The organism is Nocardioides baekrokdamisoli (assembly GCF_003945325.1).
Classification (GTDB): Bacteria; Actinomycetota; Actinomycetes; order Propionibacteriales; family Nocardioidaceae; genus Nocardioides; species Nocardioides baekrokdamisoli.
Window position 1 is genome coordinate 2,569,104 of sequence record NZ_AP019307.1, and the last position, 23,750, is coordinate 2,592,853.

21 protein-coding genes are annotated in these 23,750 nt (G+C 66.8%); 15 read left to right on the forward strand and 6 right to left on the reverse strand.

From position 1 onward, the window contains the following. The first annotated feature begins 91 nt into the window (after positions 1-91). The 6 genes from infB to KCTC_RS12605 all read left to right on the forward strand — a co-directional run bounded on the left by infB (position 92) and on the right by KCTC_RS12605 (position 7,837). Entirely contained in the window at positions 92-2,863 is a 2,772-nt protein-coding gene (gene infB / locus KCTC_RS12580; protein ID WP_125569585.1) for a translation initiation factor IF-2, read from the forward strand. 79 nt (positions 2,864-2,942) lie between these two features. Then, on the forward strand, positions 2,943-3,413 hold the full coding sequence (rbfA, locus tag KCTC_RS12585) for a 30S ribosome-binding factor RbfA (protein ID WP_125569586.1): 471 nt from the start codon (positions 2,943-2,945) through the stop codon (positions 3,411-3,413). Further along, positions 3,413-4,267, forward strand: coding sequence for a tRNA pseudouridine(55) synthase TruB (gene truB / locus KCTC_RS12590; protein WP_125569587.1), 855 nt, complete (start codon positions 3,413-3,415; stop codon positions 4,265-4,267). Before rbfA ends, truB begins: the two co-directional genes overlap by 1 nt. A gap of 61 nt (positions 4,268-4,328) precedes the next feature. Next, positions 4,329-5,270: a bifunctional riboflavin kinase/FAD synthetase gene (locus KCTC_RS12595; RefSeq protein WP_231998726.1), complete on the forward strand. Its 942-nt coding sequence runs from the start codon at positions 4,329-4,331 to the stop codon at positions 5,268-5,270. 53 nt (positions 5,271-5,323) lie between these two features. After that, complete coding sequence (locus tag KCTC_RS12600; protein ID WP_125569588.1) at positions 5,324-7,447, forward strand: MMPL family transporter; 2,124 nt, start codon at positions 5,324-5,326, stop codon at positions 7,445-7,447. A gap of 9 nt (positions 7,448-7,456) precedes the next feature. After that, the gene (locus KCTC_RS12605; RefSeq protein ID WP_125569589.1) at positions 7,457-7,837 is read left to right on the forward strand and encodes a limonene-1,2-epoxide hydrolase family protein; all 381 of its coding nucleotides are present in this window, start codon (positions 7,457-7,459) and stop codon (positions 7,835-7,837) included. Positions 7,838-7,963: 126 nt separating this feature from the next. Here the strand turns inward: KCTC_RS12605 and KCTC_RS12610 are convergent, their stop codons facing one another. Together KCTC_RS12610 and KCTC_RS12615 are read right to left on the reverse strand one after the other, a co-directional pair. Further along, positions 7,964-10,072 carry a molybdopterin-dependent oxidoreductase gene (locus KCTC_RS12610; RefSeq protein WP_125569590.1) on the reverse strand — a complete coding sequence of 703 codons (2,109 nt, stop codon included), beginning with the start codon at positions 10,070-10,072 and terminating at the stop codon, positions 7,964-7,966. A gap of 9 nt (positions 10,073-10,081) precedes the next feature. Beyond that, a complete protein-coding gene (locus KCTC_RS12615; protein WP_125569591.1) occupies positions 10,082-11,290 on the reverse strand; it encodes a hypothetical protein in 1,209 nt (402 codons plus the stop codon). Between the two features lie 119 nt (positions 11,291-11,409). Between KCTC_RS12615 and rpsO the strand changes: the two genes are divergently transcribed. From rpsO to KCTC_RS12635, 4 genes are all read left to right on the forward strand, one after another. After that, positions 11,410-11,685 (forward strand): 30S ribosomal protein S15, encoded by a 276-nt coding sequence (gene rpsO / locus KCTC_RS12620; protein ID WP_125569592.1) that lies wholly within the window; start codon positions 11,410-11,412, stop codon positions 11,683-11,685. Between the two features lie 149 nt (positions 11,686-11,834). Beyond that, a complete protein-coding gene (locus tag KCTC_RS12625; protein WP_125569593.1) occupies positions 11,835-14,066 on the forward strand; it encodes a polyribonucleotide nucleotidyltransferase in 2,232 nt (743 codons plus the stop codon). Between the two features lie 12 nt (positions 14,067-14,078). Next, entirely contained in the window at positions 14,079-15,338 is a 1,260-nt protein-coding gene (locus KCTC_RS12630) for a M16 family metallopeptidase (RefSeq protein ID WP_231998727.1), read from the forward strand. A gap of 152 nt (positions 15,339-15,490) precedes the next feature. Continuing rightward, positions 15,491-16,381, forward strand: a complete 891-nt coding sequence (locus tag KCTC_RS12635) for a DUF559 domain-containing protein (RefSeq protein WP_164512590.1) — start codon at positions 15,491-15,493, stop codon at positions 16,379-16,381. 75 nt (positions 16,382-16,456) lie between these two features. On the opposite strand, the gene KCTC_RS12640 is transcribed toward KCTC_RS12635, so the two are convergent. Beyond that, a complete protein-coding gene (locus tag KCTC_RS12640) occupies positions 16,457-16,972 on the reverse strand; it encodes a class I SAM-dependent methyltransferase (RefSeq protein ID WP_125569595.1) in 516 nt (171 codons plus the stop codon). An 88-nt stretch (positions 16,973-17,060) separates the two neighbouring features. Between KCTC_RS12640 and dapB the strand changes: the two genes are divergently transcribed. Further along, entirely contained in the window at positions 17,061-17,804 is a 744-nt protein-coding gene (gene dapB / locus KCTC_RS12645) for a 4-hydroxy-tetrahydrodipicolinate reductase (RefSeq protein ID WP_197715196.1), read from the forward strand. 16 nt (positions 17,805-17,820) lie between these two features. Here the strand turns inward: dapB and KCTC_RS12650 are convergent, their stop codons facing one another. Next, positions 17,821-18,378: a DUF3043 domain-containing protein gene (locus tag KCTC_RS12650; RefSeq protein ID WP_164512591.1), complete on the reverse strand. Its 558-nt coding sequence runs from the start codon at positions 18,376-18,378 to the stop codon at positions 17,821-17,823. 94 nt (positions 18,379-18,472) lie between these two features. Between KCTC_RS12650 and KCTC_RS12655 the strand changes: the two genes are divergently transcribed. From KCTC_RS12655 to KCTC_RS12665, 3 genes are all read left to right on the forward strand, one after another. Then, positions 18,473-19,240 carry a PspA/IM30 family protein gene (locus KCTC_RS12655; protein ID WP_125569597.1) on the forward strand — a complete coding sequence of 256 codons (768 nt, stop codon included), beginning with the start codon at positions 18,473-18,475 and terminating at the stop codon, positions 19,238-19,240. Between the two features lie 226 nt (positions 19,241-19,466). Then, on the forward strand, positions 19,467-20,192 hold the full coding sequence (locus KCTC_RS12660; RefSeq protein WP_125569598.1) for a response regulator transcription factor: 726 nt from the start codon (positions 19,467-19,469) through the stop codon (positions 20,190-20,192). A 77-nt stretch (positions 20,193-20,269) separates the two neighbouring features. Next, positions 20,270-21,619, forward strand: coding sequence for a sensor histidine kinase (locus KCTC_RS12665; RefSeq protein WP_231998728.1), 1,350 nt, complete (start codon positions 20,270-20,272; stop codon positions 21,617-21,619). Positions 21,620-21,630: 11 nt separating this feature from the next. On the opposite strand, the gene KCTC_RS12670 is transcribed toward KCTC_RS12665, so the two are convergent. Beyond that, positions 21,631-21,993 (reverse strand): zinc ribbon domain-containing protein YjdM, encoded by a 363-nt coding sequence (locus tag KCTC_RS12670; RefSeq protein ID WP_269461430.1) that lies wholly within the window; start codon positions 21,991-21,993, stop codon positions 21,631-21,633. Beyond that, a complete protein-coding gene (nadA, locus tag KCTC_RS12675; protein WP_125569601.1) occupies positions 21,986-23,152 on the reverse strand; it encodes a quinolinate synthase NadA in 1,167 nt (388 codons plus the stop codon). Before nadA ends, KCTC_RS12670 begins: the two co-directional genes overlap by 8 nt. Positions 23,153-23,362: 210 nt before the next feature. Between nadA and erpA the strand changes: the two genes are divergently transcribed. Next, positions 23,363-23,707: an iron-sulfur cluster insertion protein ErpA gene (erpA, locus tag KCTC_RS12680; protein ID WP_125570170.1), complete on the forward strand. Its 345-nt coding sequence runs from the start codon at positions 23,363-23,365 to the stop codon at positions 23,705-23,707. The last annotated feature ends 43 nt before the right edge of the window (positions 23,708-23,750 follow it).

A 23,750-nucleotide genomic window follows, 5' to 3' on the forward strand; every position in this document is an offset into this window, starting at 1 on the left:
GAGCACTCGATGAGTACTTTCCGATGAGCTTTCTCACCAACCCATAACGGTCGTTCCACCCCAACTTGGTGGACGGCCAGAAGGAACAACTGTGGCCAACACCAAGGTTTCTGACCTCGCCAAGAAGTACGGCACCACCTCCAAGGATGTCGTCGAGAAGCTGAAGAGCGTCGGCGAGTACGTCAAGGGCCCCTCCTCGGCGATCCTCCCGCCGGTGGAGAAGAAATTCGCCGACACCTACGGCTCCGAACTGCTCTCCAAGATGAAGCCGGCCGCCGCTGCGCCGGCCGCTGAGGCACCTGCCGCGGCTCCGGCTGCTCCGGCGGCTGCCGCTCCGGCCGCGCCCGCTGAAGCTGCCCCGAGCACCGGTCCCAAACCCGGTCCCAAGCCTGCTCCGGCGCCTGCCGCCGAGCCTGAGGCTCCGGCGGCCGTTGCCCCGGCCGCGCCCGCTGCCACGGAGGCTCCGGCAACTCCGGCCGCCCCTGCTGCCGCTGCGCCTGCCGCACCGCGTACGGCTCCGCGCCCCGGCGCTCCCCGCCCGGGCAACAACCCGTTCGCCTCCAGCCAGGGCATGGGCCGCAAGCCCGCTCCGGCTCCTCGTGACAACACCCCGGGCGCAGTCCCGGGCGTACCGCGGCCGCCGGCGGCTCGCGACGGTGCTGCCCCGGCGCGTCCGGGCATGCCTCGTCCGAACCCGGCCATGATGCCGCGCAACTCGGCCTTCGGTGCGGGCGCTGCCCGTCCGGGTGCCCCCGGTCGTCCGGGTGCCGCTGGCGCTGGCGCTGGCCGTCCCGGTGCCGGCGGCGCAGGTCGTCCTGGCGGCGGTGGCTTCGGTGGTCGTCCTGGTGGCGGTCCCGGTGCCGGTGGCGCTCCGGGTGGCGGCGGTGGTTTCGCCGGTCGCCCCGGTGGCGGCGGCCCGAACCGTCCCGGTCAGCGTGGACAGGTCGGCGGCGCCTTCGGCAAGCAGACCGGCAAGAAGGGTCGGAAGTCCAAGCGCGCGAAGCGCCAGGAATTCGAGGCCATGGAGGCTCCGACGATCGGTGGCATCCGCGTCCGCAAGGGCAACGGTGAGACCGTACGTCTGGCCCGTGGCGCCTCGCTGACGGACTTCGCCGAGAAGATCAACGTCGATCCGTCGCAGTTGGTCCAGATGCTGTTCAGCCTGGGTGAGATGATCACCGCGACCCAGTCTGTCGGTGACGAGACTCTCGAGCTGCTCGGTGAGGAGCTGAACTACATCGTTCAGGTCATCTCGCCCGAGGACGAGGACCGCGAGCTGCTCGAGTCCTTCGACATCGAGTTCGGCGACGAGGGCGACGCGGACGACTGGGTCGTACGCCCGCCGGTGGTGACCGTCATGGGTCACGTCGACCACGGTAAGACGCGCCTCCTCGACGCGCTGCGCAACGCCAACGTCGTGGCAGGCGAGGCCGGTGGCATCACCCAGCACATCGGTGCGTACCAGGTGACCACGACGGTCGAGGACACCGAGCGCAAGATCACCTTCATCGACACCCCCGGTCACGAGGCGTTCACCGCCATGCGTGCCCGTGGTTCGCAGGCCTCCGACATCGCGATCCTCGTGGTCGCGGCGGACGACGGCGTCATGCCGCAGACGGTCGAGGCGCTCAACCACGCCAGGGCTGCCGGCGTACCGATCGTGGTGGCGGTCAACAAGATCGACAAGCCGGACGCCGACCCGACCAAGGTCCGCGGCCAGCTCACCGAGTACGGGCTGATTCCCGAGGAGTACGGCGGCGACTCGATGTTCGTCGACGTCTCGGCGAAGGCCGGTCTCAACCTCGACAAGCTGCTCGAGGCTGTCGTCGTGACGGCGGACGCGGCGCTCGACCTCCGGGCCAACCCGACGCAGGATGCTCAGGGTCTGGTCATCGAAGCGCACCTCGACCGCGGTCGCGGTCCGGTCGCCACGGTGCTCGTCCAGCGCGGCACGCTGCGTGCCGGTGACTCGATTGTCGCCGGTCCGGCCTTCGGTCGCGTTCGCGCCATGCTCGACGAGTACGGCAACGAGATCGACGAGGCCTCCCCGGGTCGTCCCGCCATGGTTCTCGGTCTGTCGGCCGTACCGGGCGCTGGTGCCTCCTTCCTGGTCGTCGAGGACGACCGGATGGCTCGCCAGATCGCCGAGCAGCGTGAGTCGCGTCAGCGTGCCGCGCAGTTGGCGAAGCGTACGGTCCGCCGCACGCTCGAGGACTTCATGAAGACGATGGAGAAGGGCGAGTCGCAGACTCTCAACCTCATCCTCAAGGGCGACGTGTCGGGCTCCGTCGAGGCGCTCGAGGACGCTCTGGCGAGCATCGACGTCGGTGGCGACGAGGTCTCGATCCGCGTCATCGACCGTGGTGTCGGTGCGATCACCGAGACGAACGTCGACCTGGCGGCCGCGTCCGACGCGATCATCATCGGCTTCAACGTCCGCCCGCAGGGCAAGGCGACCGAGCTGGCAGACCGCGAGGGCGTGGAGATCCGATACTACACGGTGATCTACCAGGCGATCGACGAGATCGAGGCCGCGCTCAAGGGCATGCTCAAGCCGGAGTACGAGGAGGCCACCCTCGGCCAGGCCGAGATCCGCGCGCTCTTCAAGAGCTCGAAGATCGGCAACATCGCCGGTTGTATGGTCACCAGCGGTGTCATCCGTCGCAATGCCAAGGTGCGCGTCCTTCGCGACAGTGCCGTCATCGCCGACAACCTCGACCTGGCCTCGCTCAAGCGCGAGAAGGACGATGCGTCGGAGGTCCGCGAGGGCTTCGAGTGCGGTCTGGTCCTGAAGAACTTCCAGGACATCCGCGAAGGCGACATCATCGAAGCGTTCGAGCTGCGCGAGATCGCTCGCAGCTGATCGGTTTCCACGTATCTGACGCCCGTCGTCCGTCCCGCAGTGGTCGGCGAAGGGCGTCAGATACGACGACAGGAGAGTCATGAGTAGCCCACGCAGTCGCAAGATCGCGGACCGGATCAAGGAGATCGTCGCGCACCTTCTGGAGCGCCGCATCAAGGATCCTCGGGTCGGTTTCGTGACCTTGACCGACGTTCGTGTCTCTGGCGACAACCAGCATGCGTCGATCTTCTACACCGTGCTCGGTGCGGAGAACGACACACAGTTGGCGGACACCGCTGCGGCCCTGGAGTCTGCGAAGGGTCTGCTCCGGTCCGAGGTCGCCAAGCAACTCGGGATGCGGCACGCACCGACGCTGGAGTTCGTCCACGACGCGCTGCCGGAGGCCGCACGCCAGATGGATGAAGTGCTGGCGCGTGCCAAGGCTGCCGACGACGAGCTCGCCGCCCACCGTGGCAGCAGTTACGCCGGCGACGAGGACCCATACAAGAAGCCGCGAGACGTTGATGGCGACGAGCCTGAGGACGACGCGGATGACTGGGACGAGGCGTAGTGGCTGAATCCGGTCTGGTGATCGTTGACAAGCCCGCGGGAGTGACGTCGCATGACGTCGTCTCGCGGGTTCGTCGTCTCGCCGGGACCCGCAAGGTCGGCCATGCTGGGACCCTCGACCCGATGGCCACTGGTGTGCTGGTGCTCGGGGTCGAGCGCGCAACGCGCCTGCTCGGCCACCTGATGCTCACCGAGAAGTCCTACGAAGCCACCGTTCGGTTGGGGCAGAGCAGCTCGACCGACGATGCCGAGGGAGAACTCTCCGAGCCCGTCGAGGTTGCGATCGACGAGGCTGCCGTCCGGGCGGCCTTCGCAGGCCAGGTCGGCGACATCATGCAGCGGCCGACCGCCGTGAGTGCGATCAAGATCGACGGACAACGGGCGTACGCACGGGTGCGGGCAGGGGAGGACGTCGAAATCCCTGCTCGTCCGGTGACCGTTCACGAACTGACGGTCCGGGCGATCCGCGGCGTGGACGTCGACATCTCGGTCCGGTGCTCGTCCGGTACCTACATTCGCGCCATCGCGCGCGACGTCGGTGAGGCTCTCGGGGTCGGTGGCCATCTGACGGCGCTGCGACGCACGGCGGTGGGTCCGTACGTCCTCGCCGTCGCGCGGACACTCGACGAACTTGCTGACGACTTCGTCGTGCTGCCGATCGCTGAAGCGGCACGAGCCGCGTTCCCCGGGGTTGATCTCGAGGAGACACAGGCTGTCGACGTACGGATCGGCCGTCGGCTCAGCATCCAGATCGACGGGCTGACGGCTGTCTTCGCCCCTGACGGTGAGTTCCTTGCCTTGTACGAGCCGGTCGGGCCGAGCCTGGCCAAGGCGTCGGCGGTCTTTGTCGGCTGATCCGGTCCACCCGTACGCACGGCTGGTGATCGGGACCACTCGAGTCGCTAGCCTGTGCGTTGTGCAGAGTCCGTTCGACAGCTGGTGGCGAGGCCTGACCGAGGTTCCAGCTGACCTCGGCCGTACCGCTGTCGTGATCGGGAACTTCGACGGCGTGCATCGCGGTCACCAGGCTGTCATCCAGCGCGCCAAGGAGATCGCCGGGGACCTGCCGCTGGTGGCGGTCACGTTCTTCCCGCACCCGATGGCGGTCGTGCGACCGGACATCGCGCCACGCATCCTCACGGATGCCGTCAAGCGTGCGGAACTGTTGCGAGCTGCCGGAGCCGACGCCGTGCTCACCGTCCCGTTCGACCTCGAGGTCGCGTCGTGGTCGCCGGACGAGTTCGCCCGCGAAGTACTCGTCGATCGGCTCCACGCCGCTCTGGTCGTGGTCGGCGACAACTTCCGGTACGGCCACAAGGCATCCGGCGACGTGGCATCTCTGACCGCATTCGGTCGGGAGTACGACTTCCGCGTCGAGGGCGTCGCGCTCGCCGGGGATGAGGCGGCGTGGTGTTCCACTGACGTGCGTACGCTCGTCGACTCCGGCGACGTCGCCGGTGCCACCGCGATCCTGGGCCACGCTCCGACTGTTCGTGGTGTGGTGGTGAAGGGTGACCAACGCGGCCGCGAACTCGGCTTCCCGACCGCCAACGTCCCCGCCGACGACAAGCTCGCGGTGCCCGCCGACGGCGTGTACGCCGGATGGCTCACGAGGCTGGACACCCGCGAACGCTTCCGCGCTGCCATCAGCGTCGGGACCAACCCGACGTTCGAGGGCGTCGTCGGCCGACGCGTCGAGTCGTACGTCCTCGATGAGAGGCTTGATCTTTACGGCGTCGAGGTCGAGGTCGAGTTCGTCGCCCGGATCCGCGGGATGGTCGCCTTCACCACGGTCGAGGCGCTGGTCGAGGTCATCGAGGATGACGTGAGGCGTACGCGAGAGTTGCTGCGCGCCTGATCTCAGGGGAATCCCTGATGCAAAGTGTCCGTACCTTGGTGCAGGCTGTGAGCATGCATCGACAGATCGCCGGGACCTTGACGAGCCCGAAGACCAAATGGTTTGTGCTCGCGTTTTGGGTCATCGCGCTGGCTGCGTCCATTCCGTTCTTCAGCAAGTTGGCGGACGTCCAGAACAACCAAGCCAGTTCGTGGCTGCCGGCTTCGGCCGAGTCCACCCGTGGTCTGGACAAACTCACGCCGTTCCAGAGCCCGAACTCAGTCGCGACGACGGTCGTCTACACCTCCGCCACCGTCACAGGCACCCCGTTGTTGGAGCTCGCGCAGGGCGATGTTCCAGCGCTGCAAAGCATCAAGTCGAGCGACGGTGCGCCAGCGGTCGATGGCAAGATCACGGCGCCGCTGCTCTCGCAGGACAAGCAGGTCGTCCAATTGACGTTGAACTTCAACGTCGGCAAGAACGGTTGGAGCAAGATGCCTGGCTTGGTCAAGGACATCCGACAGATCGCCGATCACTCCGGCGTCACCGTGCACGTGACAGGTCAGGGAGGGTCTGCTGCCGATGCTTCAGCAGCGTTCGGCGGTCTCGATTCGACGCTGCTCATCGCGGCGCTCGGTGTCGTAGTGGCCATTCTCCTCTTCGTCTACCGCAGTCCCACGTTGTGGCTTGTGCCGATTGTGTCGGTCGTCGTCGGCATCTTGGTCACCTTCGGATTCGTCTACATGCTCGCCAAGTACGCGCACCTCACGGTGAACGGCCAGAGCCAGGCGATCCTGTCGATCCTCTGCATTGGCGCAGGGACGGACTACGCGCTGCTCCTGGTCTCGCGATATCGCGAAGAACTGCGCAACTACGAAGACCGTCACGAGGCGATGGCGCATGCGCTGCACCGGGCTGCCCCCGCGATCCTCGCCAGCGCCGGCACCGTCATCCTCGGCATGCTGTGCCTGACCTTCGCCGAGATGAGTTCCACGTCCGGCATGGGGCCGGTCGTAGCGGTCGGAGTCGCGGTGACGTACCTGGTCATGGCGACGTTGCTCCCGGCCCTACTGGTCATCTGCGGCCGCTGGATCTTCTGGCCCAAGCGTCCGGCGGTTGGCTCGGAGGAGCCGACCGAATCGGGCATCTGGGCCAAAGTCGGCCAGCGGATCGCGGTACGTCCGCGGGCCGTGTGGATCGGTACGGCTCTCGTGTTGGGCATCGCCTGCATCGGTCTCGTCCAACTCAATGCCAACGGTCTGACCAACGACCACACGTACACGAAGGAGTTCGACTCGGTCGCCGGGCAGAAGGTACTCGTCACGCACGGCATGGCCGACAACTCGAACCGTCTCCTAGTTGTGGCAAACGCCGATCCCGTCGCGGCCGCAGCGGTGCAAGCAGCGCTTGAGAAGGTGGACGGTCTTGCGATTTTGCCTGGATCGCAGCAGAAGGTCTTCCAGATCGATCCACCGAAGGGTGGCGTAATCGCGTTCGGAGCAGTGATCCAGGCAGACCTGTCGACTCAGACGGCGTTCGATACCGTCAGCGCGGCCCGTAGTGCAGTACACGCTGTGCCAGGAGCCGACGCATTGGTCACGGGCACTTCGGCGATGTATCTCGACACCAAACTGGCGAGCCAGCGCGACGACAAGGTGATCATCCCGATCGTGCTCGTGGTCGTCCTGCTCGTGCTGATGATCCTGCTGCGGGCGCTCGTGGCACCGCTGATGCTGCTCGCGACCGTCGTGCTGTCGTTCGGAGCCGCATTGGGCATCTCGGTGCTGCTGTTCAAGTACGCGTTCCACTTCGCGGGCTCCGACGCCAGCTTCCCGTTGTTCGCGTTCGTGTTCCTGGTGGCGTTGGGGATCGACTACAACATCTTCCTGATGACCCGCGTCCGAGAGGAGGCCCAACACCGGGGCACGCGGGCGGGAGCGTTGATCGGCCTGACCTCGACCGGTGGCGTGATCACCTCGGCCGGCCTCGTCCTCGCCGCGACGTTCCTCATCCTCGGCTCGCTCCCGCTGGTGTTCCTCGCCGAGCTCGGAGTCACCGTGGCTCTCGGCGTCATGCTGGACACAATGATCGTCCGCTCGATCCTCGTCACCGCGCTCAACCTCGATCTCGGCGACAAGATCTGGTGGCCGAGCCGACCTGCGGCCGGTGCACTGTCGCCGGCTGGTGCCGAGGCCTAGGCTCGGCGCATGACCAACGTTGAGGTAGTCGAAGATTTCTTCGCCGCACTGGCGATCGCCGATGTCCCGACCGGGTCGGCGCTTCTCGCGCCGGAGATCGAATGGTTGAACACCGGCCTTCCCACCGTCCGTGGCCGCCGGGTGTTCGGGATCCTGAAGGCTCTCCCGAAGTTGGCGTTCGACTTCGACTTCGTGATGCACGAGATCGACGAGGACGGCGAGACCGTACGCACCCAGCGCACGGACGTGCTCCGCTGGGGACCGCTCTCCTCCAGCTTCCACGTGGCCGGCGACTTCGTGGTGCGTGACGGCAAGATCCACAGGTGGGACGACCGCTACAAGATGGGCGAAGTGATCTCGGGCTTCTTCAAGCGGGTCGACGGGTCCTGACGCTCTGACGGAGCGTCCGCCGCGTTGCTGCTCGGCTCGCGGGCCTTCGATGGCCCGCTTCGCTCGCGCGCCTTGCGGCCGCACGCGTCAGAGCGGCAAGACCGACAGGGCGTCGTTCGATGCCGCTCAGCTGACAGTGACCGGAACGCCGCTGAAGGCGGCGTTGCCGGAGACATCCAGTCGTTCGGGGTCAGTCAGATCGTTGATCGACACCCCGCGGACCTGGCTCGCGTTCGCCATCTGTGTGCCGGCCCGACCATGTCCGTAGCCGTGGGGAAGCGAGACCACCCCCGGCATGATGTCGTCGGTCGCGAGTGCCTCCACCTGCACGCTCCCGACGCGCGACGTCACGGTCACCACGGCGCCGTCGCTCAGGCCGCGCGAGGCGAGGTCGCCGGGGTTGACGAACAACTGATGCCGTTCACGTCCCTTCGTGAGCCGGTGCAGGTTGTGACCCCACGAGTTGTTGTCCTGCTTGCCGCGGCGGCCGATCAACAGCAGTTCGCCAGCGGCTGGCGGCTGTTGCCGCTGCAACCGGTCGAGGTCGTCGAACACCAGGGCGGGAGCAGCGTCGACCCGCTTGTTCTTCGTGCGTAGCCGCTGTGGGAACTGGCCTGCCCGCAGCGGGCCGAGATCCACACCTTCCGGATGCGCGCGCAGCTTGCTCATCGTCACGCCCGAGCGTCCGAGCCGCAGCAGGTTCGCGATCAGGAAAGTCGGGGAGAACTGCAGTCGGGCGCGGAGCTCCAGGCTGCGGCGCAGCGGGGCCTTCCGTGCGAGGCGGCTCTGCGTACGCAGCGCGATGGCTTTGTAGATCTCCCAGTCCTGACGTTGATCGCGACCGATCGTGAAGATCGCCGGCGTGAACCGGGCGGTGTTGCGAACCGCGAGCTGGTGGAAGACGAGGTCGTAGTGGTCGCGTTCGAGGGCTGAAGCGGGCGGCAGGATCACAGAGGCGTGCCGTGTCGTCTCATTGATGTAGAAGTCGATCGCCACCATGAAGTCCAGGCCGGGGAGCGCCCGATCCAGTGCGGCGCCGTTCGGCGTGGACAGTACGGGGTTGCCGGCGCTCGTGATGAGCGCGCGGATCTGGCCAACGCCTGGCGTCTCGATCTCCTCGCACAGCACCGACACCGGGAGTTCGCCCCCGAACTCCTTCAGGCCACGTACGCGCGACGACCGACGACCGAGGTGACCCGGCCCGAGCAGGCCCATGTCGACGACATTGATCGCCGGGTTGGTGAGCATCGCTCCGCCGACGCGGTCGAGGTTGCCGGTGACCAGGTTCAGCATCTGGATCGCCCATTGGCACACCGTGCCGAACTCCTGGGTGGAGACGCCCATCCGGCCGTAGGCAACCGCGCTCGGCGCTGCCATGAACTCCTCGGCGAGCCGCCCGATCGTCGCGGCTGAGACGCCGCTCATCGCCTCCGCGTGTTCGGCCGTGAACGCGGCCACCGCGTACCTCACCGCGTCGAGGTTGTCCACGTACGCCGGCGGCGTCGCATTGCCGGACGCCAGGACCGTGTTGAGGAGGGCGAGCAGGACCCAGGCGTCGGTGCCAGGGCGTACGAAGACGTGCTCGGTGCTCACCTTCGCGGTCTCGGTACGCCGAGGATCGACGACGACCATCGAACCGCCCCGTGCCTTGAGCGCCCGGATCCGGTTGGGGAAGTCAGGGGCCGTCATCAGCGAGCCGTTGGACACCATCGGGTTCGCGCCGAACATCAGGATGTAGTCGGTGCGGTCCAGATCCGGTATGGGCAGCAGCAGTTGGTGGCCGTACAGCAGCCACGACATCAACTGGTGGGGGAGTTGGTCCACGGACGTGGCGCTGAACTTGTTCCGGGTCCGGAACGAGTTCGCCATCGTCACACCGTGCGTCAATGCTCCGAGGGCGTGCACGTTCGGATTGCCGAGGTAGATCGCCAGTGCGTCGTCGCCGTGTTCGTTGATCACCTCCGCCAGTCGGTTCGCGGTGAGTTCGAAGGCGGCCTCCCAGGAGATCTCCTTCCACTCGGCCTCGGCGCCCTCGCCGACGCGCATGACGGGGTGCTTGAGGCGGTCCGGGTCGGCGTAGATGTCCCCGATGGCTGTCCCCTTGGGACAGATGTGACCGCGGGAGAGCGGATCGGTGGGGTTGCCGCGTACGCCGGTGACCTGGTTGTCCTCGATCGTCAGTTCGAGGCCACAGATCGCTTCACACAGGTTGCACACGCCCAGGCGCTTCTCCATGAATGCAATCTACGGGTAAGTGCGGGCGTCCGGGCCGACGATGAAGTTCGTTCCCGTCCAGGCGTACTGCAGCATCGTCCCCGCCGTGGCGAACGCGAGCGCGATCGCCACCTGGGCGGAGACAGGAAGGCGGCGTTCGCTGACCTCGGGCAGCGGCCACCACGGCACGACCGCGAGCAGGAGGTAGCGGGTGATGCTCGGGGTTGCGCGGGTGGTGGCCAGCAGATACAGCACGTACGCCGCCGACCAGGTACGCAGTTCGGTCGGCCAGGCTCGCGCGGACCTCTGGGTGACGATCACGATCGCGGCGAACGCTGCGACCAGGGTGAACGTGAGGACTCCCTGGCCGCCGACCCGGGCTGTCTCGCTCAGCCAGGAGACCCAGTGGCCGTCGAGCGCCCACGTGTTCGCGGTGGCCCAGTACGCATTGAGACGGCCTGTGACGGCCGCGGCGATCATCGGCCACACGCCGAAGGAGGCAACGGCCATCAAGGTCGCGGCGCCCTCGGTGACCCGATCCTCGAACTCGAACGGCTCGGTGTCACGCCTCATCCAACGGACCAGCCAGTGCAGGCCGGCGACCGCGGCCAGAGGCAGGGCCACCGGCCGGGTGAGGGACAGCGCGAGAGTGCAGACCATGAACCAGCCGTACCGGCGCTTGTTGAGTGAGAGCAGTGCTCCCATGATCAGGGCGAACGCCAGGGATTCGGTGTACGCGGCCTGGAGCAGGACAGCCGCCGGGAAGAAGCAGAACCCGACCACAGCCATCGCCGCGGTGAAGCGCGACCCCGAGACCCGGACCAGCAGATAGAGCAGCCAGCATCCGATCCCGCCGGCCACGATGCTGATCAGGCCGGCGCTGGCCTCGTACGACAGGCCCAGATGCATGAGTCCGCGGCACAGCGTGGGGAAGCCGGGGTAGAAGGCCCAGGCGTTCTGGGAGACGGATCCGTCGGGGTTGGTCGGCAACGTGCTCGGATACCAGTGCTGCGCGATGGAGCGGTACCACTGGCCGTCCCAGTTGGAGATGATGTGACCGTACGTCCGCGGCTGCAGTTGGACCGGCACGGTGCCGCCGGCGAAGTAGTTCGGGTCGGTCGTCTGCTTGCTCCGGAGGCCGAACAGGATCAGCGTGTCGACGAGCCGGCTGAACGCGTACACCCCCAGCGGGATGACGCTGCTCCGGGCAGCTGCTGCGATTTTCGCGGCCTGCGGCATGTGGCGTAACCTAGCCCAGTTGCTCGTCTGAGCAGCGCGCCGTCGAACGGCCGCGGAACCCAGTGCCCCGGAGAACAAGCCCGGGCGCGCCGCGCAACTAGGACCGGAAGGAGCCCCGCATGTCTGTTGGAACTGACGCGGAGACCAAGAAGAAGATCATCGCTGAGTACGCCACCGTCGAGGGTGACACCGGTTCGCCGGAGGTCCAGATCGCGCTGCTGTCGCACCGCATCTCGCACCTCACCGACCACCTCAAGCAGCACAAGCACGACCACCACAGCCGTCGTGGCCTGCTGCTCCTCGTCGGCCAGCGCCGTCGCCTGCTCAACTACTTGCAGAAGACCGACATCAGCCGCTACCGCTCGATCATCGAGCGCCTCGGTCTGCGTCGTTGATCGTCGCTTGCTGAACTTCGCGCAGAACGGGCAGTCCCTTCGGGGCCTGCCCGTTCTGCTTTTGTCGGCGGCTGCGGTTACGCTGGGCAGCGATTCAATGATCCGTTTTCGGGGCAGGGCGCCCCGCAACCTGAATAAAAGAGATATTTGTGACTGAACCTGTCATTTCTGCCGTTGAGACCGTTCTGGACAACGGCAAGTTCGGCAAGCGCACCGTCAAGTTCGAGACGGGCCTCCTGGCCCGGCAGGCTGCCGGGTCCGTAACGGCCTACCTGGACGACGAGACCATGCTGCTGTCGGCCACCACCGCCTCGAAGCAGCCGAAGGACCACTTCGACTTCTTCCCACTCACGATCGACGTCGAAGAGCGTATGTACGCCGCCGGCAAGATCCCGGGCTCGTTCTTCCGCTCCGAGGGTCGCCCCGGCGAGGACGCGATCCTCACCTGCCGCCTCATCGACCGTCCGCTGCGCCCGACCTTCGTCAAGGGCCTGCGCAACGAGGTCCAGGTCGTCATCACCGTGATGGCGCTCGACCCGAACCAGCCGTACGACGTGCTCGCGATCAACGCCGCGTCGGCCTCCACCCAACTCGCCGGCCTTCCGTTCTCCGGCCCGGTCGGTGCCACCCGCGTTGCCCTCATCGAGGGTCAGTGGGTTGCCTTCCCGACGCACAGCCAGCTTGAGGACGCCGTCTTCGACATGGTCGTCGCCGGTCGTGTCACCGAGACCGGTGACGTCGCGATCATGATGGTCGAGGCCGAGGCGCCCGAGCAGGCGTGGGACCTCATCCAGGGCGGCGCGCAGGCCCCGACCGAGGCGATCGTCGCCGCCGGTCTGGACGCCTCGAAGCCGTTCATCAAGCAGCTCTGTGAGGCCCAGGCCGAGCTCGCCAAGCAGGCGGCGAAGCCGGTCGGCGAGTTCAAGGTCTTCCTGGACTACCAGGACGACGTCTATGCCGCCGTTGACGCCGCCGTCGGTGACGATGTCCGCGCGCTCTACAGCGCATCGAACGGGCTCGACAAGTTGGCCCGCGAGGCCAAGGGCGACGACATCAAGGCCGCGCTGCTCGACAAGATCGGCGCTGACTTCGAGGGTCGCGAGGGCGAGATCGGTGCGGCGTTCAAGTCGGTCACCAAGCAGGCCATCCGTACGCAGGTCCTGCGTGACAAGGTCCGCATCGACGGCCGCGGTCTGGCCGACATCCGCCCGCTGCACGCCGAGGTCTCGGTGATCCCGCGGGTGCACGGTTCGGCGCTGTTCGAGCGCGGCGAGACCCAGATCCTGGGCGTCACCACTCTCGACATGCTCAAGATGGAGCAGCAGCTCGACACCCTGTCGCCGGAGAAGCACCGGCGCTACATGCACAAGTACATCTTCCCGCCGTTCTCCACCGGTGAGACCGGTCGCGTCGGTTCGCCGAAGCGTCGCGAGATCGGTCACGGTGCGCTCGCCCGTCGCGCGCTCCTGCCGGTGCTGCCGTCGCGTGAAGAGTTCCCGTACGCGATCCGTCAGCTCTCCGAGGCGATGGGCTCCAACGGCTCCACCTCGATGGGTTCGGTCTGCGCCAGCACGCTGTCGCTCCTCGAGGCGGGCGTTCCGCTGAAGGCTGCGGTCGCCGGCATCGCGATGGGCCTGATCTCGGGCGAGGTCGACGGCCAGACTCAGTACGTCGCGCTCACCGACATCCTCGGTGCCGAGGACGCGTTCGGCGACATGGACTTCAAGGTCGCCGGTACCTCCGAGTTCGTCACTGCACTGCAGCTCGACACCAAGCTCGACGGCATCCCGGCGTCAGTTCTGGGTGCCGCCCTGAACCAGGCCAAGGACGCGCGTCTTGCGATCCTCGACGTGATGGCCGAGGCCATCACGGCCCCGTCGGAGATGTCGGTGCACGCGCCGCGCATCATCACGGTGAAGATCCCGGTCGACAAGATCGGTGCGGTCATCGGCCCGAAGGGCGCGGTCATCAACCAGATCCAGGACGACACGGGCGCGACCCTGTCGATCGAGGACGACGGCACGGTCTACATCGGTGCGACCAACGGCGAGGCGGCCGAGGCCGCTCGCTCCGCGGTCAACGCGATTGCCAACCCGACCATGCCGGAGATCGGCGAGCGCTACCTGGGCACTGTCGTGAAGACCACCAACTTCGGTGCCTTCGTCTCGCTGCTCCCGGGCAAGGACGGCCTGGTGCACATCACCCGGCTCAAGGCCCTCAACGGTGGCAAGCGCATCGACAACGTCGAGGACGTCGTCGAGGTCGGTCAGAAGATCCAGGTCGAGATCGTCGAGATCGACGACCGCGGCAAGCTCTCGCTCGCCCCGGTGGTCGAGGACGAGGGTTCGGTGGAGGCTGACGCCGCCGCTGACGCTGAGTGATCCTCGCCTGATTTGAGCACAGCACAAGAGATCGAGCCGGGCGTACGTCGGACTCTGCTCCCCAGCGGCCTTCGGGTCGTGACGGAGCAGATGTCGGGCGTACGCTCGGCCGCTGTTGGCGTATGGGTGGGCGTCGGATCCCGCGACGAGACCCCCGAACAGCACGGCTGTTCACACTTCCTGGAGCACCTGCTCTTCAAGGGCACTCCGTCGCGTACGGCCCTGGACATCTCGGTCGCGCTCGACTCGGTCGGCGGTGAGTTCAACGCCTACACGGCCAAGGAATACACGGTCTTCCACGCGCGGATCCTCGATCGCGATCTCCCGATGGCGATCGATGTCCTCGGCGACATGATCAGTTCTTCGCTCATCACCTCCGACGACGTCGAGGCCGAGCGCGAGGTCATCCTCGACGAGATCGCGATGCACGACGACGATGCCGATGACGTCGTCCACAACCTCTTTGCGGCGCAGGCGTACGGGGCTGACACGCCGCTGGGCCGCGGGATCGCCGGCACGTTCGACTCGATCCGCGGGATGTCGCGCGAGACGATCGCGGACTTCTACCGAGCCCGCTACCGCCCTGAGAACATGGTTGTCGCGGCTGCTGGCAATCTGGATCACGACGAGGTCGTACGCCAGGTCGAAGCAGCCTTCGGGCGCCAGGGGTTCCTCGACACTGTCGCGGACCCGATTGCGCCCCGGGCTGGTACGCCCCTGCCGGTCGCCTCCGGAACCGTCACCGAGACTCGGGCCTTTGAGCAGGCCAACGTGGTCCTCGGGGTTCCCGGATTCGGGCGCGACGACGAGCGACGGTTCGCCCTCAGCATCGTCAATGCCACTCTGGGCGGCGGCACGTCCTCACGCCTGTTCCAGGAAGTCCGCGAGAAGCGCGGGCTGGCGTACTCGGTGTACTCGTTCGTCAGCGGCCATGCCGACACCGGTGTCATCGGCGTCGCCGTCGGCTGTCTGCCGGAGAAGACCGAGGAGACGCTGGCGACCGTACGCGCCGAACTGGCCAAGCTCGCTGCCCACGGCATCACCGCGGATGAACTCCGGCTGGCCAAGGGGCAACTCGCAGGGGGAGTTGTGCTCGGCCTCGAGGACTCCGCATCGCGGATGTCACGTCTCGGCAAGGCTGAACTGGTCCATGACCAGATGCTCACGATCGACGACGTCCTGCATCGGATGGACGCAGTGACGCTCGAGGAGTGCCGCGAGGTGGCTCGTCTGTATGGCGGCCCAGAGATCCTCGCGATCGTCGGCCCCTGAGCTCGCCGAACCGTCACTTTTGGCGGCTCGAACCGTCACCTTGGGCGGGCCGAACTGTCACTTCTGGTCCACAGCGAGCCAGGGACGCCCTGTTGTCCACAGGCCCACGACGAGCCGCCCCGAGACTGATGATGTCGGTTCAGCATCACGGGGTGGACATCGAGATCCTGACTCCGGCCGAATTGCGCCAACGGGGGCTGCGGCCCAGACACATTCGTACGCTGCTGGAGCGCGGGGAACTGCGGCGGATCTTGCGCGGCGCGTACGTGGACTCATCCGTGCCGGACAGTCTTGAGCTACGCGCGGCGGCATGCGCACGCGTCCTCGGCCCCCGCCAGATCGTGGTCGATCGCACCGCTGCCTGGCTGCACGGTGTCGATGCCTTGACCTGGGGTGAACATGATGTCCTGCCCCCGGTCGAGGTCTGCGCGGTGCGCGGCGACCAGCGGACTCGTCGCACGGGCCTCGATTCGGGCGAGCGCGATCTCGTGCGCCGCGACCTCCAGGAGCTTGCCGGGGTTCTGGTGACGACGCCCATGCGTACGGGCCTGGATCTTGGCTGCCGGCTCAGGCGCCGAGAGGCGTACGCAGCGCTCAACGATCTTGCCCGCTTGGTCCCGTCCGGACGTCTGGCGTTTGATCGGGAACTGCCGCGGTTCGCGGGGCGCCGCGGCGTTGTGCAACTGCGGCAACTGCTACCGCTGATCGAACCGCGACTCGAGTCACCCCGGGAGGCGTGGCTGTGGCTCGCGCTCCACGACGCCGGGCTACCTCCGCCGACGCCGCAGGTGTGGGTCGGCAATGGTCGCTTCCGTCTGGACTTCGCCTACGAGCGCTTGCGGATCTGCATCGAGTACGACGGCGCCGCGGCGCACGGTCCGCAGAGTGCCGCGTACGACGCTGCGAGGCGGGCATGGTTGAGGGCGCATGGATGGCGGACGATCGCCATCCGGGCTGGCGATTTTGGTGCGGATCGGATCGACACCTGGGTCAGGCAGTTGCGCGCGATGATCGGCGAGAGCTACGACAATCGGCGGTGGTGACAGATCGTCAGCCGCTACCGACGGTTCGTCGCGCCAAATGTGCCGGTTCGGCCCGCCGAAAGTGACGGTTCGGCGTCAGCGGCGGCCGATGAGGGCGACCGCCGCCGGCTGGCGGCTGTCGATCACCGAAACCCGGAATCCGGCTTCGGAGAGTGCCCGACCGGTCTTCTCGACCATTTCAGGCACCATGTCGCGGCGAGTCGCTTCGTAGAAGATGTTGACGGTGCCGCCGGGGAGTACGCGCTCGTGCAGCAGCGCGATCTCGTCACTGCAGTCGCGCGACCAGAACAGGTTCACGTTGAACGCGAACACCTTGTTGAGTCGCTTGACCGGGACGCGCAGCGTGGCGAGGTCGATCTGGCGGACCGTGAGGCGACCTGCGGCCACATAGGGCGCGCAACGCTTCTTCGTACGGTCGACGCCGGCCTCGGAACGATCGATCGCGAACACCTTGCCGGTGGTCAGAGGACGGCACAGCAACTCCGCGCCTTCGCCCGCTCCACACCCGATTTCGAGGATGTGGTCGGTCGGCTGCACATCGATGAGGTCAACGGCCCATCGGATGCGTGCAGGAATCTGCTGAACGACCATGGGCGCAAGTGTTCCAGATTGATGTGGGTCACAGTCCACCCCCTACCGACTTCGGTACGCGCGGAGTGTGCGCCACTAGATTGGTGCCGTGATCAAGGTGGCGGTGTGCGGTGCTCGCGGCAAGCTCGGTTCGGCTCTTGTGGCGGGTTTCAAGGCGTCCGGCGAGATCGATGTCGTGGCCGAGGTCGACTTCGGCGATGACCTCCAGGCGATCACTGCGGCGGGCGCCGAGGTGATCGTGGACGTCACCAGTCCCGACGCGGTGATGGGCAACCTCGAATTCGCAGTCAAGCACGGCATTCACGCTGTGGTGGGCACGACAGGCTTCGACGACGCCCGCCTGGAGCAGATCCGGGCCTGGCTCGGCGAGGCCCCGGCCACGGGCGTACTCATCTGCCCGAACTTCTCCATCGGCGCGATCCTGATGATGCAGTTCGCCGCCAAGGCCGCTCCGTACTTCGAATCGGTGGAGATCATCGAGTTGCACCACCCGACCAAGGCCGATGCACCGTCCGGCACCTCGGCCCGTACCGCCGAACTCATCGCGGCCGCCCGGCTGGCGGCAGGTACGCCGAACGCTCCGGACGCCACGTCGGTGGCCCTGGAGGGCGCACGCGGCGCCAAGGTGGAGGGGGTACCGGTGCACTCGTTGCGCGTACGCGGCCTCGTGGCCCACCAGGAAGTCATCTTCGGCAGCGTCGGGGAGACCCTGACGATCCGCCACGACTCGATGGATCGGTCAGGCTTCGCCCCGGGCGCCATCGCCGGCATCAAGGGAGTGCGTACGCTCCGCGGCCTCACGGTCGGCCTGGAGAACGTGCTCGATCTCTGAGAGGGGCCTCGTCGACCTACTTGTAGCTCTCCGGAAGCTTGGTGCCGACCTTGACCTGCGGCTTCGGGTAGCGCATCAGGCGCATCTGCGTGGAGCGCATCAGCGCGTAGTAGACGTGTCCCTTGGGGGATACGCCGGGGAAGCGTTGCTTCAATTCGCGGCGCACCGCGATGCGCAAGCCCCACAGGCTCATCGCCGCCATCAGCGCCAACACGAGGGTGAAGAGCATCGCGAACGTGATCACCGAGCGGTTGGCGAAGAAGTTCAGTGCGACGGCCAGGACGAGACACGGGAGCAGGATCTCGCCGATGTTGACCTTGCTGTCGATGAAGTCGCGCAGGAACTTCCGGACCGGACCGCGGTCGCGCTCAGCGAGGAACCGCTCGTCACCCGAACGGACAGCAGCCTGAGCCTTCAATCGGTCGGCACGCATCTTCTCGCCACGGGAGCGGGGGGCCTTCGCGCGGGCCTTCGCTGCCGCCTCGGCCTGCTTGCGCGTCGGGGTGGCGTGCCCCTTGCCGCCCTCCTTGCTGGAGGCGGATTCAACGGTTGGAGGCTTCTGACGACCGAACACGGGGCCAGCGTAGGCGATCGAGTGGCGACACCTCTCCCCGGCGCTTTCGCGGCCGCGTAGGGTGAGATCGACCAAATCCTGGGAAGAGGTACAGATGGCCAGCCTGTGGCAGCGTACGAAGCTGATTTTTGCGTCCAACGCGAGCAAGGCGCTCGACAAGGCCGAGGACCCGCGCAAGATCCTCGACTACAGCTACGAGAAGCAGCGCGAGATGCTCACGCAGGTACGCCGCGGCGTGGCTGACGTGGCCACCAGCCGCAAGCGCGTCGAGCTGCAGATCCAGCAACTGCAGGCTCAGCAGAACACCCTGCAGGACCAGGCCAAGAAGGCGATCGACCTCGGCCGCGAGGACCTCGCTCGGGAGGCGCTGACGCGCAAGGCTGGCATCACCGGCCAGATCACCGAGTTGGACACCCAACTGGCGTCTCTGCAGGCCGACGAGGAGAAGCTCGTCCTCGCTCAGCAGCAGTTGACTGCCAAGGTCGAGGCCTTCCGTACCAAGAAGGAAACGATCAAGGCCAACTACACCGCCGCCGAGGCGCAGGTGAAGATCCAGGACGCGGTCGCCGGGATCGGCGACAAGATGGGCGACGTCGGGATGGCGATCGAGCGTGCCGAGGAGAAGACCCGCACGCTGCAGGCGCGTGCCGGTGCGGTCGACGAGTTGCTCGCCTCCGGCGGCCTCGACGACCTGACCGCCAAGCCGGGCGACGACATCGCCCGCCAGTTGGCCGAGCTCAGCGCCGGATCCGACGTCGAGGCCGAGTTGGCCGCGCTCAAGGGCATCGCTGCGCCGCAGGCGACGCCGGCGCTCGAGCAGCCGATCATCACCGCTGAGTCCACGGAGACGACCGAGAAGTAACCACGGTCTCCTGACAGCCTGAACATCTGGCCCCCTCAGACGAGGGGGCCAGTGTCATGCCGTGAGGATGCCGAAGATGCACACGCGTGCCCCTGGCGGCGGTTTGGGCGGCACCGGATTCGGCGGTGGTACGCGCCGCAGCCTCGGCGGCTGACGACAAGTGAGTCCTTTCACAGAAACAGGCGACACACAGGAAACCGATAGCAATCGCGGGCATGCTGAACCCATGAGCACAGTTGCTGGGGATCTCACTCGAGCTGACGGCACCCCGCTGCGGGTTCTGGTCGTCGACGACGAGGCCAACATCGCGGAACTGGTGTCGATGGCTCTGCGGTACGAGGGCTGGCACGTCACCACTGCCCTGAACGGAACCAAGGCGGTTCAGGCGGCGAAGGACACCGACCCCGACGCGGTCGTGCTGGACGTCATGCTCCCGGACATGGACGGCCTGGAGGTCCTGCGCCGCATCCGTACCTCCAACCCCGATGTCCCGGTCGTGTTCCTCACCGCCCGTGATGCCGTCGAGGACCGCATCGCCGGGCTCACGGCCGGCGGCGACGACTACGTCACCAAGCCGTTCTCGCTCGAAGAGGTCGTCGCGAGACTCCGGGCACTCATGCGTCGGATGGGCGCGCGCCGCGCCGAGGAGCGCCCGGTTCTGGTCGTGGGCGACCTGGAGCTGGATGAGGACAGCCACGAGGTGTCTCGTGCCGGCGAGGAGATCTCGTTGACCAACACGGAGTACGAGTTGCTGCGCTATCTGATGCGCAACGAACGCCGTGTCCTGAGCAAGGCCCAGATCCTCGACCGGGTCTGGAACTACGACTTCGGTGGCCAGGCCAACGTCGTCGAGCTGTACATCTCCTACCTGCGCAAGAAGGTCGATGTCGGCCGCGACCCGATGATCCATACCGTGCGGGGAGCCGGGTACGTCCTGAAGCCGGCGACGTGAAGCGTCCCGATCTTCGCTCGTGGCTTCGGCTTCCGTCGTCCCTGGCCCGACGCCTCGTTCTGACAGCCGTTGGCTTGGTGGCAGCGGTCAGTGTCCTGATCGGGACCGTCACGGCCGTCGCGATTCACTCGTCGCTGGTCACGCGATTGGACGGCGAGGTCCGGTCGATCAGCAACCTCGGGCCGTACGAGCCTCGTAACCGTCCCCCTGGCGCGCTGCAGGCAGGTTTTCCGCAGCCGGGCAGCCCTCCGACCTTCAGGGCCGCAGGAAGCATTTTCAGCGACCAGCGGCAGGGTGCCCCACTGAGCGCCGCAGCGCTCAACACGCTCCAACACGTGCCGACCGACGGTAGGGCGCGCAATGTCGAGGTCCCGGGGGTGGGTACCTACCGCGTCGTCGCAACGATCGGTCCGATCACGCTGACTGACGGTTCGACATCAGTCGGGATGGTGGTCGGAGGCCTGCCACTGACCGAGGTCAACGCCACGATGCGGAATCTGATCACGTGGGAACTCATGCTCACGGCCTTTGGTGTGGTGATTGCGGGCGCGGCCGGTTCCGTACTGGTGCGTCGCCAACTCAGGCCGCTGCGCGAGGTGGCGGCCACCGCGCACACAGCCGCCCGACTGCCGCTGGCGAAGGGCGATGTGGTCGAGATCGCCCGAGTGCCCTCTGATATTTCAGAGTCCGGCACCGAGGTCGGTGACGTCGGCTCCGCCCTCAACACGTTGCTGGACCACGTGGAGACTTCACTCGCGGTCCGCCATCGCAGCGAGCAGCAGGTCCGCCAGTTCGTCGCCGATGCCTCCCACGAGCTGCGTACGCCTCTGACCACGATCGCCGGCTATGCCGAACTCGCGCAGGCGCACCCTGAGGACAAGCCCGCGGTCGAGGTGGCGTGGACCAAGGTGCGCGACGAATCCGCCCGGATGACCAGGTTGGTCGAGGACCTGCTCCTCCTGGCACGTCTCGACGCCGGTCGTCCCCTGCAGCGCGAGTCGGTGGATCTGTCGGCGTTGCTGGTGGAGGCGGTCTCTGACGCCAGGGTCGTAGACCCGGATCGCAAATGGACTCTCACCTCGGAATCCGACGACCCCGTCCTCGTCCTCGGCGACGATCAGCGGCTCCACCAGGTCGTCACGAATCTGTTGTCCAACGCGACGCGCTACACGCCGGAGGGCAGCAATGTCACCGTCCGGGTACGTCGCGACGGTTTCGACGTGCACGACGACGGTCCCGGGTTCCCGCCGGACCTCGCGAGTCGGGCGTTCGAGCGGTTCGTACGCGGTGACGAGGCACGCAATCGCGCGGGAGGTACGGGCCTCGGCCTGTCCCTGGTGCACGCGATCGTCACGGCGCACGGCGGCACCGTCACGCTCGCCTCGGCGCCCGGGAGCACGACCATTGCCGTACGCCTCCCGACCTGACGCCGAAAGGGTCAGGCCTTCCGGACCACCGACGACTTGAGTTGCATGCGGCCGAAGCCGTCGACGGTCGCGTCGATGTCGTGGTCGCCGACGCCCTGCTGAAGCCGGATCCCGCGCACCTTCGTACCGACCTTGATCGTGCCGCCGCCGGCGCCCTTGACCTTGAGGTCCTTCGCGATCACCACGTCGTCGCCGTCAGCCAACGGCGTGCCGTTGACGTCCTTGATCACGGCGGCATCGGCCGCGGAAGCTTCCGCTTCAGCAGTCTCGGACGGCGACCACTCGTGCGCGCACTCGGGGCAGACCATCAGGTCGCCCAACGGGTAGGTGTATTCGCTGGCGCACTGCGGGCAGGGGTCGAGGTGATCAGTCACGCTCGGTCTTCCCGGGCAGATCGAGCATCCGCTGCAGCGCGGTCTGTGCATCGGCGGCGGTCTGCGCATCGACCGTGATCTGGTTGACCAGATGGCCTGCGGCCAGTGACTCCAACGTCCACACCAGGTGCGGGAGGTCGATCCGGTTCATGGTCGAGCAGTAGCAGACGGTCTTGTCGAGGAACATGACCCGCTTGTCCGGGTGGGCTGCCGCGAGCCGCTTGACGAGGTTGAGTTCCGTGCCGATCGCCCACGCGGAGCCGGCCGGAGCCGCCTCGATGGTCTGGATGATGAACTCCGTCGACCCGACGAGATCGGCCTTGAGTACGACCTCGTGCTGGCACTCGGGGTGCACCAGGATGTTGATCCCGGGGATCTCGGCCCGCAGCGCGTCGACCGTGTCGGGGGAGAAGCGGCCGTGCACCGAGCAGTGGCCCTGCCACAGGATCACCGTGGCGTCCTGGATCTCCTCAGCAGTCAGGCCGCCGTTGGGTTTGCGGGGGTTCCAGACGACGTTCTTGTCCAGCGGGATGCCGAGTTTGAGGACCGCGGTGTTGCGGCCGAGGTGCTGGTCGGGGAGGAACAGCACCTTCGACCCACGCTCGAAGGCCCACTCCATGACCGTCTGCGCGTTGGAGGACGTACACACGACGCCGCCGTGGCGACCGCAGAACGCCTTGATGTCGGCGCTCGAGTTCATGTACGTCACCGGCACGACCTGATCCGCGACGCCGGCGTCCTCGAGGGCCTTCCAGGCGGCTTCGACCTGACCGAGTACAGCCATGTCGGCCATCGAGCACCCGGCTGCGAGATCGGGGAGTACGACCGCCTGGTCGTCTGTGGTGAGGATGTCGGCCGACTCCGCCATGAAATGCACGCCGCAGAACACGATGTACTCCGCGTCGGGGCGAGCCGCAGCGTCACGGGCGAGCTTGAACGAGTCGCCGGTGACGTCGGCGAACTGGATCACTTCGTCGCGCTGGTAGTGGTGCCCGAGGATGAAGACCTTGTCGCCCAGCGCCGCCTTGGCAGCGGTGGCGCGAGCCACCAGGTCGGGGTCGGAGGCCGGAGGCAGATCTCCGGGGCACTCGACGCCGCGCTCGGAGTTCAGGTCGACACCGCGTCCGAGGGGGAGCAGGGGCAGGTCCACAGTCGTCACAGATCGATCCTAGGCGGGGCCGTACGACGTCGCCCGGCGGTCTCGCGTCGACGCGGGGAATAACCATCCGTGTGCGAGACTTGGACCTATCGCACGACGATGTTTCTGACTTTGGAGGTCCTCATGGGCGACGCATGCTGCGGTGGCGGTCACAGCCACGGTTCTACTGGCGAGGGTGCAGCTGCACCGACCGCCTCGGGTCCGGTTGCGGTGGCCCTCGGCACCCGCACCGACCAGATCAACCTGTCGGACATTGCTGCCGCCAAGATCAAGAGCCTGCTGGAGCAGGAGGGTCGCGATGACCTGAACCTGCGGATCTCCGTGCAGCCGGGCGGTTGCTCGGGCCTGCGCTACCAGTTGTTCTTCGACGAGCGCAGCCTTGACGGCGACGTGCTGGTCGACTTCGACGGCGTCGGTGTCGTCGTGGACCGGATGAGCGCTCCGTACCTCAACGGCGCGACGATCGACTTCGTCGACACCATCGAGAAGCAGGGCTTCACGATCGACAACCCGAACGCGTCGGGCAGCTGCGCGTGTGGTGACTCGTTCCACTGAGTTCTCACTCAGACAACGACAAAGGGTCGGTCCCCGAGGGGGC

Coding starts and splice junctions, on each gene's coding strand:
- KCTC_RS12610 (WP_125569590.1), bottom strand. CDS start 10,072: ATGGAGAAGCGCCTGGGCGTGTGCAACCTGTGTGAAGCGATCTGTGGC.
- KCTC_RS12605 (WP_125569589.1), top strand. CDS start 7,457: ATGACCAACGTTGAGGTAGTCGAAGATTTCTTCGCCGCACTGGCGATC.
- KCTC_RS12655 (WP_125569597.1), top strand. CDS start 18,473: ATGGCCAGCCTGTGGCAGCGTACGAAGCTGATTTTTGCGTCCAACGCG.
- rpsO (WP_125569592.1), top strand. CDS start 11,410: ATGTCTGTTGGAACTGACGCGGAGACCAAGAAGAAGATCATCGCTGAG.
- KCTC_RS12640 (WP_125569595.1), bottom strand. CDS start 16,972: ATGGTCGTTCAGCAGATTCCTGCACGCATCCGATGGGCCGTTGACCTC.
- KCTC_RS12600 (WP_125569588.1), top strand. CDS start 5,324: ATGCATCGACAGATCGCCGGGACCTTGACGAGCCCGAAGACCAAATGG.
- KCTC_RS12660 (WP_125569598.1), top strand. CDS start 19,467: ATGAGCACAGTTGCTGGGGATCTCACTCGAGCTGACGGCACCCCGCTG.
- rbfA (WP_125569586.1), top strand. CDS start 2,943: ATGAGTAGCCCACGCAGTCGCAAGATCGCGGACCGGATCAAGGAGATC.
- KCTC_RS12615 (WP_125569591.1), bottom strand. CDS start 11,290: ATGCCGCAGGCCGCGAAAATCGCAGCAGCTGCCCGGAGCAGCGTCATC.